Genomic DNA, 12773 nt, shown 5'->3' on the forward strand with positions numbered 1-12773 from the left:
GAGTTTGTGGTAAAATTTACGCTTCGTCTTTTAATAACAGGTAAAGGAAGTTCCTATATATGACTATTACTCAATATACTTCCCACCTTTTTAAAAATTAATACAATGAAAACATTAAAACTATTTAACGGTGTAATCTCAAAAGCATCAACTGAAGCCCCTTTTATTTCAAAGGATGGTTTTGTAATTGAATCGGGCGCCTTATGGGCAAAAAAAGACATTATCAAATTTTTCAAAAAAGAAAAGTTGGATGGTTATGGTTTAAACAAAACTTTTCATAAGTCTTGGCTAAAAATTAAAAATAGTTCCAGAGAAAATTTGTTAATGCAGCAAATACATCATTATGTTTCTACTTACGGAAGTAATTTTCAAGGTGAGATCTATATTCCTGAAGAAGTTTTAGACGTTCCTGAACTTAAGGTTGTCTTTAAAGTGGTAAAAGGATATTCGAAAGAAGAATTGACTGCCAAATGCTTACAATTGCTACAATCTGGGATGGCTCTAAAAGAGGAAACTATCAATGATATCCTTTCTGTACTAGTTGGTGAGTTAAAATACAATTTTACTGGCAATGAAAACATAAAAAACAAAGAAGCTACTATTAAAATAGCAGATATGTATGGGGTATTACCTCCTGACACTTTAGAGTTTTTTAGGTACATAATTTACAGAGCTACTGGAGAGTCTTTATTGATTAAAAGTGATGAGGCTATTGAAGCGATTAAAGCTTCTAACTTTAATCCAGCAGTTCAGTTTGAACAATTTGGCTTAGAGAATTTGGCTGAGATTTTTAATCGATTCAAACCTTTATTTTTAGCTTTCAAACCGAGATGTAGTAAGACGATCAATAAAATATCAAAGCTATCTAAAACACATCACAAGCCTTTAGTGATTAATCCATTAAACCATGTAACTAGTATGATAATTTCAGAAAGTGAGGTGCATTGGTTGGATAATGCTACACCATTTGCTTTATTTAAGGCACTTGCTGCATGTTATAATAGAATGCAAGGACAAGATACTTTTGTTTACAGAATAAGAAGCGGAAAGTCATACGTTAAAAAAAGTGGTTTTAAAAATGTGGTTTGGGCCAATTACTATTTTCTCGAAAATTACCTAAAGACGAGATTTGATTTAAGTGATAAAACATTCTATTTACCATATAATGTGCAATATGCTTTGCCTACTTCAGAAAAAATGTATGTAGGAAACATTCCAACAGGAACAAAGTTTTATGGAGAGAAATTAGCTGTTGGTGTGTACTGGGAAAATTCGTGGGGTGCTCATGATATAGACTTGTCTGGACTGAATATAGGTGGAAAAATAGGTTGGAATGCTGCTTATAACCAGGGAAATGCGGATTTACTTTACTCAGGAGATATTACAAATGCACCCAATGGAGCAGTGGAATACCTATATGCCAACAAAAGCCTGAAAGTTCCGACTTTAATAAACAGTAATGTGTTTTCTGGCGCTCATGATTGTGAATACAAGATTATTGTTGGTGAAGGTGATGGTATTAGCTATAAGTATATGATGAATCCAAATAATCTTTTTGCTGAAGTAAAATCTCAATCTATACAGCGGCAAACAATCTTAGGAATACTACTCCCAGAAGGTAAGCAACAATGTTTTGTTCTCTTAAATTTTGGAGCAGGACAAACGAGAGTTTCTGGGAATTCAGAAATAGCTTCACTTGCTACGAAAGCATTGCATCAGCAATGGAGTAATTCATTGCCATTACGCCAAATTATTGATTTATTGGGAGGAACTATCAGTTCTGATAAAGACAAGGCTGATTATTGTTTGTCTTTAGATAAATTAGATAAAGATAGCATTATCTCTATCTTTATTGAAAACGATAATAAAATGAAAAAGAAATAGTAAAATGCGTCTATATTTTTGGCGCAATTTTTTGTTAATGCCAACAGGAATTAGTCTTTAACAATATATGTTAAGAGCATAGCATTTGTTACCATTTACTGCGAACTATTACTTTTCATTTAATCAACACATATATATTTATCAATTATGTGCTGTGTAATTTTTTTCAAAGTCTCTTCTGTTTCAGGATGAATCCCAGGGTAAGTGAAATACTCATATTCCCCTTTTAACGACTTACCGTACCATAAATTTTCCTTTCCATTAGCTTTAAAAAAAGGATAATCACATTCCGGCTGAACCTTCTCAAGATTTTTATACACTACCGGAATATAATCGGTACTGCCTTTTTGATTACAATTTACTTTTTGATAGCGATTATCAACCCATACCATACAATCTTTCTTTGTAGAATCATAACCAACATAGCCTAACAAGATTAATAATGAAGAAGTGAGGATTGTAGTCTTATAATTTTTCATTCCCTTTATTAGGGGGTTACCTTTTACTTTTTCTCCCTCCTCATTCATATTTAAGAAATCCTTGAAATTTGAATAACCTAAGTATTTTAATAAAGCGTTCACAACAAAGGATTTTAGCTCGACATGAGTCTTGTCGTCTTGCTTAATTCGATCATAATATGTTCTTAAACTCTTTTCCGTAAAACTACCTCCACTATTTTCAGATATATAATCAGAAAGATGTTCTGACCATCGGGTTTTCTTTCTAGAACCTGTTTCTTTTTTTGCCTTTTCAAAAGCTTCTATTATAAGCTTACTATGCATTTAATTAGTTAATTAATAGGGAGTTAAATTTAGGAAAATTATTGGAAAAATATTTCCATATAGTTTCTACAAGGTTTCCAGAATTTCCAGATCATTCTACTTTCATTTGTGTCATCAATTAGTTGATATTGATTGAGTCGAATCGTAAAAATTATACGGGAAGATAATCTTTACTACTCGACTATAAACTTCCCAAAAAGAGAGACGTCTCTTCGATTTATAGGGTGTTGTGATGCTAGCAGCAACACAATTGTTCAACTATTAAAACCCATATAAAATGAAGAAATTATTCTTAATTTTTGTTACGGTTTTCCTCAATTTTTTTCTGTTTTCATGTTCATCTGATGACATCATTGAATCTGAAGCCGTTGAGGAAGTCTCTCCACAAGCATGTTGTGGAAATGAAGGAGATATTCCACCTCCACCACCACCAGGAGGAGATTAATAACTAGAAATAGTTAGTACATTAGGGGAATGAAAACAATAATATTTCATTCCCTTTTTTGTTTCTGTTTTTTTTATTCAAGTCATTCTTTTGGTTTCAACAATCCAATTCTAAAGAATCAAGATAGTCTTCGGTTCTATTATAACCTCGCCAATTATCCTAAGAACCCAAGCGATTCTCAAAGGGCTCTTGATTTTTATTTAGAGTTAAAAAAAGTAAATGGTGATAAAAAGGATACGCTTCAATTAATAAATAATCTTCGTCAAATAGCTATTATTCAATTCAAAATGGGGTTCTACTACGAAAGCGAATCATCGGCAATTGAAGCTCTAAAAATAATAAATGAGCATAATGACAATAGTGATGAGTCTCGACTGGGAATTTATAATCATTTGGGTCGGATTTATAGATTATTAAAAGATTACGATGTAGCTCTTGACTATTATAATAAAGCCGAAAATCTTGCAAAGAATAAAAGAAGGCTGAGTACTATTAAAAATAACATTGCATATCTACACCAGGTTCAAGAGAACTATGAGCTGGCGAAAAATAAATATGAAGAGATTTATTTAAATAGTTTAGAATCCAGAGATAGTATACAATTGGCGATGTCCATGGCCAACCTAGGCTATGTAAAAAGTAAGCTTAAGGAATTTGATGCACTTCATTTATTACAAAAGGCTTTAGATATAAGATTACAGCTAAATAATGTCGAAGGAATATACTCAAGTTATAATTATTTCAGTAGATATTACGAAGACAGAAATAATTTTGAAAAGGCAAAAGATTATGCAAATAAAGCACTAAGCGTAGCCGAAAGTTTAGGGAGTATTTCATATGTTGAAAATGCTTTATCCAATCTAATAGAATTAGATGAAGACCCTAATGTGACTAGGTATAAAAGATTAACTGATAGTATTGCCAGTGCAAAACAGGTAAATGAAAATAAATATGCCCTTTACAAGTATAATTATTTTGAAAAAGAGAAGTTGGCTAAAGAAAATGAAATTCAGAAAGAAAAAGAGAAAAGGTCGAAACAGGGATATCAAGCGATTGGAATTTTTCTTCTATTAATAGGAACATTTTCTTACTTCGTTTTAAGGTCAAAACATAAAAGAGAAAAATTACAACAGGTATTTAATACAGAATCTAAAATTTCTAAACGAATTCATGATGAGTTTGCCAACGAAGTCTATGAGGCCATGAATAAAGTTCAAAGAAATGATGATCAAGAAGAAATCTTAGATAAACTTGATGTCATTTATAACAGAGCAAGAAATATCTCCAATGAATTAAGTTCGAATTATACTGATGAAGATTTTAGCACAGCTATTAGCGATATGCTGCTGCAATTTTCAACAGATCAAGTAACTGTTTTGACACGAGGAATTTCTAAGGTTGATTGGAAATCGATGCCCCCACTAGTAAAGAATGTTCTTTACAAAGTTTTGAAAGAGTTAATGATCAATATGAAAAAACACAGTACGGCTTCTACAGTTGTACTGACATTTGAACAAAAGTCAGGTAAAACTAAAATTAGTTATAAGGACGACGGTATAGGCGGTATTATAAAAAAGAGAAACGGACTTAACAATGTGGAAAACCGTATTAAATCTGTTGGGGGAACAATTACTTTTGAGTCTGAAGAAAATAATGGATTCAAAGCTAACATTGTTGTTTAATTATGTTTAAAAAGGTACTTATTGTTGATGATCATGATAGCGTCAATGAAGGAATTTCTAATGTTCTTTCGGATTTGGGAATCAAAGATTTTATTAAGTCTCAATATTGTGATGATGCTCATTTAAAAGTTAAAAAAGGTGTTTTAAACAATGAACCTTTTGATCTTATTATAACGGATCTTTCTTTTAAAGAAGACTACAGAAACGATAAAATTGCTACAGGTGAGGAACTTATTAAAAGGCTTAGATCTGAATATCCGGAATTAAAGATTATGGTATACTCGATGGAGAATCGTTTTCAAAAAATTCGAAATTTAGTACTAGGTCAAAGGATTAACGCATACATCTGTAAAGGAAGGAAAGGTTTGAGAGAATTAGAGAAAGCAATTAAATCTGTATTTGATGATAAACTTTTTTTGTCCCCGAATGTTGAAAATGCTATTAATAATAAAAACAATCTTGAAATAACCGACTACGATATAAATCTAGTAAAACAACTTTCCAAAGGCTTATCTCAAGAAGAAATAAGTCACTATTTTAAAGAAAATAACATTTCACCCAGCAGTCTTAGTTCCATTGAGAAAAACTTAAATAAACTTAAGGCTCAGTTTAAAGCAAACAATACTACGCATCTGGTTACCATTACTAAGGATTTAGGGCTTATTTAACCCTACAATTTTCACTTTTCTTTTGATTTTACGGGTTACCGTAAGGAAGTCATCTAGGACCCTTTTATGTTTGTAGACATAAACTTAAAATTTAAAACTATGAACGATAAGTGGGAATTCTACCTAGATGCTAAAAAAGAATGGAGATGGAGAAGAATTGCGCCAAATGGAAAAATTGTTGGTGCTTCCGCAGAAGGATATAAGAACAAGTCAGATTGTATTGCTAATGCAAGGAGAAATGGTTATAAAGGATAAGCAAAATGAAATTTAAAGTCGTTCCATTTGTAGCTTCGATTGGAAATAAAAATGAAAGTAAAACTCCATCCGAGCAACTCGAAGAACTCATAAATAAAGGAATTAATGATGGATGGAAATATATAAGGGTTGAGAGCATATCGACATATGTTGCTGGTGACAATGGCTGTTTTGGAATAGGTGCAACTCAAGGGTTCACAACTTCTAAGCAAATGGTAGTTTTTTGTAAGGAGTAATGAAGTTAATATTAATTTTTGCCATAAGGATATATTGGTTGTTAATTCCTCCAGCCAAACGAAGAAATTGTCTTTTCAAAGTTTCATGCTCCAACTACGTCCATGGTAAAGCAAAGGATGAAGGTTTAATTTCGGGTGTCAAAGCCTTAATCTTCAGAATTAAAAACTGTAATCGAAATCACTACATTTTTGAAGTTAATAAACAGAAATTTTTAATAACATCTGATCAAAAATTGTTTAGAGAAATAGAATTAAATAAATCAATTTTTAAATAAAATATTATGGCTAAATACTATGTAAATAAAAATAGACAAGATAATGGTGATCATGAAGTTCATACGACAGGTTGTGCTTGGTTACCATCTTTAGAAAATAGAATTTATTTAGGAGAATTTAGTAATTGCAAGGATGCTGTAAGGGAAGCTAAAGAATATTATTCTCAAGTAAATGGATGTTATTATTGTTCTAGAGAATGTCATACAAGTTAAAGCATTTATGAAAAATATATTCTTATTAACAGTCTGTTTTCTTTCAATTATTAATGTATTTGGGCAAGAAAGTCAAGAAGAGAAGAAACAAAACTCCAAAATGTTAGATTTTGTATCTAAAACTGGTGTTATTATTAAATTTGAAGACTACAGTTTACCAAATCTGAAATCCAAATATGATATAGCTGATGTCAAAATAAGAAAGATTTATAGTGGAAATGAAAAGGAATTTTTTCTGCAAATTTCTAGCAAGGGCAAATATGACACAAAAAAGGCATCAATAGCATACGAGGATATACTTGAAATTCAAAAGGCCATCAATACTTTAAATGACCAATCGGTGGAGGATATGGTTTCGTTATCAAATTATCTTGAAAACAAATTCGTAACAGATGATGGTTTTCAAATAGGCTATCTAGTGAAAGATGGTAAAATTACGTGGTACTTGACACTTGAAAAATATGGAAGTGGAAGCACAATATTTTTTAAGGAGTTAAATCCAATAATTGAAATGTTTAAATCATCAATAATAAAAATTGAAGAATTAAGATAACTTTATCTCATTCTAATTTGTATTTATTATGAGAAATAACCAAAAAAACTTGATTCTGGCTGTCGCTATAATAACCTCTTTTTTGTTGGGCAGAGAATCGGTTAATTACAAATTCGATATTTCAGATCCAAATCTATTTCTCGCAGATTCTTCTATCATAAATGATGACTCTAGTAAAATACAGGAGTATAGCGTTCTCAATGAGTCGGTTAAAGATAAAGTATATAGATGTGGTAACAGCATGATTTATCATCCAACAACCTCACATGCGTCTTTCAAAAGATGCAAATCTAAAATAAGCGAATTAAGTATTTCAAAAGCCAAGGAATTAGGAATGAGACATTGTAAATGTAAAAGATAGATTAATTAAAGAATTTAACTAATCCATTTAAAAATTTTACTTGTCTATCGACCATCTACCAAAATACTCCATAAATATTTTAGTAATATTTCTAGCGTCGTCAATTCCTCTATGGTGTGTCCCATCCAAAATTAACTTTTCCCTCTTTAAAGCTCCACCCATGCCTAATGGTCTTCTTAAATAATTGATGGAAGCATATTGATGTTTCAAGCTAATATGAGAATTTGTCCAATCTGAATTCAGTTGATAAAGTTTGCAATCGTTTTGAAATTGTTTTTTGTCATAAAACCCCCAAGAACACAAAACATAATCGTTTTCAATATTTATCCAATCAAGGAATTCCGAAATAACTTCTGGAAAAGTTTGAGCATTATCAATTTCCGTTTGCGTTATAGAGGTAAGTTCTTTGCAGAACTCTGACAAAATAGGGTTTAATTTTGGCCTAATAAACCTGTTAAATTCACCCACTTTATTTCCAGAAACACCAACCTTTACGGCTCCAATTTCAATAATCTCATTTTGTTTTTTAATTGACCTATCTTTCCAGCATGTTGCTTCTAGGTCAAGTATTATATAATTCATAATAAATCTGGTTAGTTTATCAGGACAAGATGTTAATCAAGGAAAAAGGTTGCTTCGAACTAGTAATTAATTATATCTATTGATTCATGTATGGGCGAGTGCTTTACGAAACATGCAACAAATACCATACTTTGATTAATGTCATCTCCTGCAATCTTGCTTATTTCAAGTTCTTTAATATCTCATCCAATAATTCTTCAAACTCCCCTGATTCTCCCTGAATCATGGTCCTGGTCATTTCTTTGTAATCTGTTTTGAAGTTGTCAATGAATTCTTTCGGAGGAACTATATTAAGTGATTCTAAAGTGAGCGTATCATAGTCCGTCATTTTCATTGGTGTTAATGCTTTTCTATGTGCAATGATGTTTTTGAAAAGCTCCTTGTTTTCCAAAGCTGATTTGCCGAATTGAGTTTTTAAAATTTGACCAATATCATAGAAGTGTCTAGACATTCTAAAGTGTCTAATCTTTTCAGTTGGCTTTTGGAATTCTTCATGTAATAGGATCAGTTTTTCTAAAAAGGTCTTCTGTGCATCCGTGACACTAACTGGAAATGTACCTTCCGTAAAGGATGCATTGGGGTACTGATTATCTATCCAAGATTGGATTCCAATTTCTTGATAGGGCTCTATTAATGATCGTGCGCTTACTTCAATTTTTACTTTCGGCAATAGATATGGAATTTCATCATTCTCGTAAAGTGATTTATAGTTTACTAAAACAGTTTCCGGATCTTGGTCAGAAATCTGTGTGTTTTCTACAACTAACTCGTACAGGCTTTCATCTACTTCGTATTTATTCAGCTGATTCTTTATTAGTTCCGTCAATTCACCTGAAACAAAAGTGTGACAAGCTCGTCTTAGTCTGCGAATTTGTCCTTTACTTAGGTCGCCCTCAAATCCCAGGCGCCTTCTATCAATTCCCAAATCAATATCTTCCGAAAAACGATTTATTATATCAAAGGCTTTACTCAATGATGTCCCTCCTTTAAAAATCAAGTGCGGTGCTAGTTCTGATGAGAAAATCACCCTGAGCATGAGTGTTACCCAAACATCTTTCTCAACCGCCTGAGGTGGTACACCAATCTCGTTGGAAACATCTTGATATATCTTGCGCTTTTCATTATCCGCTATTTGTAAAAACTTGATCATAGTGCTTTTTGCATTATTTTTCTTATCCATACAGGAGCCAAAGGAATATCATGTTTCAGTTCTTTTCTTTTTTCCTTTTTTAGTAACTGAACAATCTTTTCTTCAAATTCTTTTGTCAGTTGTTTCCGTCCAATCTCTTTTAATGCCTGAATAGCGAGACTACTTATCTTGCCCTTTGCTAATAGATTTTTCGGTGTTGTTTTTTTGAGCTTGATTGTTCTCTTACCAATTTGAATCTCACGTGGAGAACCGTCAGTTAAATAAACTAGCTTTAGTGGAATTTGTGTACTTAGTCCGAGCTTGTTTAATGCATGAGATCCAGCAGGTATTATTTTGATTTTGTCTCGCTTGGCAATTCCATGTGCTACTTCTTCAGCTGTAGGCATTACCTCTCCGATATACTCGCTTAACTCAGGTCTTACAAAAATTCCTCTCGCCACTCTTCGAATAACCTCTTTATTTGTTAGACGCTCTAATGCTTTCTGAATTGCCCTTGTGGAACCATAAGCAATAAAATCATCCGGAAAAAGCAAAGTGCCTCTCTGCTTTGTTTTTATCTTCTTTTCTATTTTATCTTCAATACTTTGCATTGAATTTATTTCTATATTTTGTCGCAAAAATAGTAAATTTTTACGACAAAAAGTTGTTCTCATTACAGAAACATTAATTCAGGATAGAGAATTGAAAATTTACATACCTGATATGAAAGCTTTTAATAGTAAGAGAGCAACTCGTTACTCAATATTATGCCATTAATCATTACTAAATAATCACTTCCCTCATCAAAATAACACTTTCACTCATTCATACTTTTATAAACTATACCATTTATCTAGATTTGAGCAAAGATTCAACCAATGCAACCAATCAAAAGAACATACCTACTCCCCTTTCTTATTTTCACCCTTATAGGCTTCTCTTTATTTGCTCAACGAGGCGTTGTAACCGGAGTTTTAGAAGATGAATCTGGGCCGCTTCCTGGGGCCACCGTCATTGTAAAAGGAACAAACGTGGGTACTGAAACTGATTTTGATGGTAATTATAGCATAGAATGCCAAGTGGGAGATATTCTACAATTTACTTTTATTGGTATGGCTACCAAAGAAATTGTGGTCACAAGAGAGTTATTTGGAGAGCAAATCTTAAAATCTACTATGAGGGAGGAACCAGTGCAGAAAATTATAAGTAGTGACTATTATGATGCTCTTAAAACAGTTACAGACTCCTTAAAATTAAACCAAGAACTATCAGAAAACGGACTAACATATAATAAAAGAAAAGGTTTCCTTGAGACCGAAAGAATTAAGAATATAAAAGAATATAATGACAGAATTAAGGTTACATATTTCAGGCCTGATCTTCTTTATCAAGTTAATTTTAACAGTAATATCAGTCTTCAATTTGTAGACAAAAACAAATTACCAAAATTGCAAAATACTTTTGCCCAAGGGAGGCCTTTCAATGGGGTAAATCAATGGGCTGGCCCTGAAACAAATGAGATATTTTCGTTTGGTCCCAATGTCAACTCAATAACATTTGATGGTTCTAATTATTCATACGACAGCAATGGAAGGCTAATAAATGGGGTTGCACAAAATCAAATACTACCTTATGATAATGAATTGTTCAAAACTGGTATAGTATTATCCAATAATTTAAATTTTAAGGTTTCCAATAATACACATTCAATTGATGTAAATGCTAGAAGAAAAACCCAAGATGATTTATTTGACGTCGAGAGAAGTAAATTGACACAATTCGACCTTAACTATGATTACAAGAATACTATTTCAGTATTTTTCAAATCAAATACCGAAATTAATAATCAACCAAATATCAATGGTTTTCTTAATAATTTATTGCTTTCAACATTTCTAACTCCTAATTCTTTTGAAAACAGTCAGGGATTCCTTTTTAACAATATTACGCAACGCAGTTTTAGTCCAAACGAATTTAACAACCCTCTGTGGTTATTAAGTTTAAATCAAAACCGTAGCAAGACGTCTTCAACTGTTATCGGAGCGAAAGCTGATTTCCGTATTGATGACAACGTAAAACTGAATTCAATTATAAGTTACAATAATGAAAAAGATCAACAGGATTTTGCACTGCCAATAAATACTGTTGGCTTTGAAGATGGCTACAGAAGTAAGAAAAACTTCTCCGAAAATTCTCTCCATGCCTACTTGGGATTAGATTACAATTTTGAGATCGAAGATTTTTCTCGTATTCAAATTAAGTCATCACTTAAATATAAAAATAGTTCCCTTGACTATAGTTTGATCGAACAAGATGACTTTACAGATTTAAACTTTGGCAACCCGACGAACGAATCTTTAATAAGTAATACATTAGAGAATAATGCGTTCAGAATGTCTAATGAGATTAAGTTCGATCTGAATACTGAGTTCGACGCGGATATATCTCTAATAAACAACTCTGTTACTTCAGCTTTGCAGGGAAGTGAACTTTTTTTACCATCTGCAAAAGTTTATGTTGAGTTACGGGAATTAATAGGCTATCCGGATTGGCTGAATACCTTCTCAATTGCCGGAGGAATCGCAAAAGAGGCAAAAGAAATGCCTTTATATTACAGTAATTTAAGTCATAATAGCCTTAATATTACTCCTCAAGAATCACAATCATTAATGGCTAATAATGATTTGTTCAATTCTAAAGCGTTAAGATTAGAAACAGCAACAAATTTTGACATTGAAACCAATCTAAGATTATTTTACAATACCGTTACCATTGGTGTAAATTATTACCTGTCTAAAACCAATGATGGTATTTTTCCTGTACTGAATAATGGAAGTTTTGAACTTCTAAACATTGCATCCATCAAAAATCAAGGTTCAGAAGCAAGTTTGGGATTAAGTATAGGTGGAGATTGGGAATCATTCCGCTATCAACCAACTTTTCTTTTTTCCAGAAACAGAGGGAAAGTTTTAGACCTCACGGGCAATATTAGCTCCATTCCAATTGCTGGTTTTAGAACTATTTCAAATGACCTAATAGTTGGTGAACAAACCGGAACTATAGTTGGTTCTGCATATTTAAGAGATGCTAACGGTTCTATAATTATTGATAACAACGGCTATCCTATTGTAGATTCTGAGAAAAGAATTATTGGCAATACCACTCCTGAGTTTAACTTAAGCATGGACAACAAGTTTAACATTGGAAAATTCAGATTTGATTTTTTGATTGATTTTCAAAAAGGTGGTGATGTCTGGAACGGAACTAATAATGTATTGAATTATACAGGTAGATCTCAAGAGTCTGCAAATTTAAGAGGTGTTACTAATTTTATTTTTGACGGGGTAGATCAATCAGGTAATACCAATACCACGCCAGTAGACTTTACCAACCCTAATCAAGATGTTACACTTAACAGATGGGTGCGATATGGTTTCGACGGTGTTGACGAAGAAGCTATTGTTGATGGAACATTTATTAACCTTAAATCAGTAAGTGTTTCTTATGATTTTGTCAGCCGAGACAGTGGTAAGTTTTTCAGGAAGTTGGAGCTAAGCTTATACGCATATAACTTAATCTCTATGACAAAAGAAGATGGTATCTCACCTTATTCTTCACTTTTTGATTATGCCGCAGGAAAGGGGTTAGACTACTTCAACTTTCCGATAGTTAAAGAAGTTGGATTCAAGATTAATATAAAAATTTAAG

14 protein-coding genes are annotated in these 12773 nt (G+C 32.3%); 10 read left to right on the forward strand and 4 right to left on the reverse strand.

Annotated elements, in window-relative coordinates:
• The first annotated feature begins 105 nt into the window (after nt 1-105).
• Nucleotides 106-1884: a hypothetical protein gene (locus AC3IF2_RS09240; protein ID WP_489166750.1), complete on the forward strand. Its 1779-nt coding sequence runs from the start codon at nt 106-108 to the stop codon at nt 1882-1884.
• 119 nt (nt 1885-2003) lie between these two features.
• On the opposite strand, the gene AC3IF2_RS09245 is transcribed toward AC3IF2_RS09240, so the two are convergent.
• Nucleotides 2004-2666: a hypothetical protein gene (locus tag AC3IF2_RS09245; protein WP_489166751.1), complete on the reverse strand. Its 663-nt coding sequence runs from the start codon at nt 2664-2666 to the stop codon at nt 2004-2006.
• A 277-nt stretch (nt 2667-2943) separates the two neighbouring features.
• On the opposite strand from AC3IF2_RS09245, the gene AC3IF2_RS09250 reads away from it, so the two are divergent.
• From AC3IF2_RS09250 to AC3IF2_RS09285, 8 genes are all read left to right on the forward strand, one after another.
• Nucleotides 2944-3111: a hypothetical protein gene (locus AC3IF2_RS09250; RefSeq protein ID WP_489166752.1), complete on the forward strand. Its 168-nt coding sequence runs from the start codon at nt 2944-2946 to the stop codon at nt 3109-3111.
• A gap of 29 nt (nt 3112-3140) precedes the next feature.
• A complete protein-coding gene (locus tag AC3IF2_RS09255) occupies nt 3141-4793 on the forward strand; it encodes a tetratricopeptide repeat-containing sensor histidine kinase (RefSeq protein WP_489166753.1) in 1653 nt (550 codons plus the stop codon).
• A 2-nt stretch (nt 4794-4795) separates the two neighbouring features.
• Nucleotides 4796-5461 (forward strand): response regulator, encoded by a 666-nt coding sequence (locus AC3IF2_RS09260; protein WP_489166754.1) that lies wholly within the window; start codon nt 4796-4798, stop codon nt 5459-5461.
• 99 nt (nt 5462-5560) lie between these two features.
• A complete protein-coding gene (locus AC3IF2_RS09265; RefSeq protein WP_489166755.1) occupies nt 5561-5716 on the forward strand; it encodes a YegP family protein in 156 nt (51 codons plus the stop codon).
• A gap of 5 nt (nt 5717-5721) precedes the next feature.
• Nucleotides 5722-5952, forward strand: a complete 231-nt coding sequence (locus tag AC3IF2_RS09270; protein WP_489166756.1) for a hypothetical protein — start codon at nt 5722-5724, stop codon at nt 5950-5952.
• Nucleotides 5952-6227, forward strand: coding sequence for a membrane protein insertion efficiency factor YidD (gene yidD, locus AC3IF2_RS09275; protein ID WP_489166757.1), 276 nt, complete (start codon nt 5952-5954; stop codon nt 6225-6227). The genes AC3IF2_RS09270 and yidD overlap by 1 nt, the downstream gene beginning before the upstream one ends.
• Nucleotides 6228-6233: 6 nt before the next feature.
• On the forward strand, nt 6234-6440 hold the full coding sequence (locus AC3IF2_RS09280) for a hypothetical protein (protein ID WP_489166758.1): 207 nt from the start codon (nt 6234-6236) through the stop codon (nt 6438-6440).
• A gap of 7 nt (nt 6441-6447) precedes the next feature.
• Nucleotides 6448-6993, forward strand: coding sequence for a hypothetical protein (locus tag AC3IF2_RS09285; RefSeq protein WP_489166759.1), 546 nt, complete (start codon nt 6448-6450; stop codon nt 6991-6993).
• A gap of 397 nt (nt 6994-7390) precedes the next feature.
• On the opposite strand, the gene AC3IF2_RS09290 is transcribed toward AC3IF2_RS09285, so the two are convergent.
• The 3 genes from AC3IF2_RS09290 to AC3IF2_RS09300 form a co-directional block, all read right to left on the reverse strand.
• Entirely contained in the window at nt 7391-7936 is a 546-nt protein-coding gene (locus AC3IF2_RS09290) for a 3'-5' exonuclease (protein WP_489166760.1), read from the reverse strand.
• A gap of 160 nt (nt 7937-8096) precedes the next feature.
• Nucleotides 8097-9116: a nucleotidyl transferase AbiEii/AbiGii toxin family protein gene (locus AC3IF2_RS09295; RefSeq protein ID WP_489166761.1), complete on the reverse strand. Its 1020-nt coding sequence runs from the start codon at nt 9114-9116 to the stop codon at nt 8097-8099.
• Nucleotides 9083-9739: a DUF6088 family protein gene (locus tag AC3IF2_RS09300; RefSeq protein WP_489166762.1), complete on the reverse strand. Its 657-nt coding sequence runs from the start codon at nt 9737-9739 to the stop codon at nt 9083-9085. The genes AC3IF2_RS09295 and AC3IF2_RS09300 overlap by 34 nt, the downstream gene beginning before the upstream one ends.
• Before the next feature lie 204 nt (nt 9740-9943).
• Between AC3IF2_RS09300 and AC3IF2_RS09305 the strand changes: the two genes are divergently transcribed.
• Nucleotides 9944-12772 carry a carboxypeptidase-like regulatory domain-containing protein gene (locus AC3IF2_RS09305; RefSeq protein WP_489166763.1) on the forward strand — a complete coding sequence of 943 codons (2829 nt, stop codon included), beginning with the start codon at nt 9944-9946 and terminating at the stop codon, nt 12770-12772.
• The last annotated feature ends 1 nt before the right edge of the window (nt 12773 follow it).

This window comes from Maritimimonas rapanae, assembly GCF_057837205.1.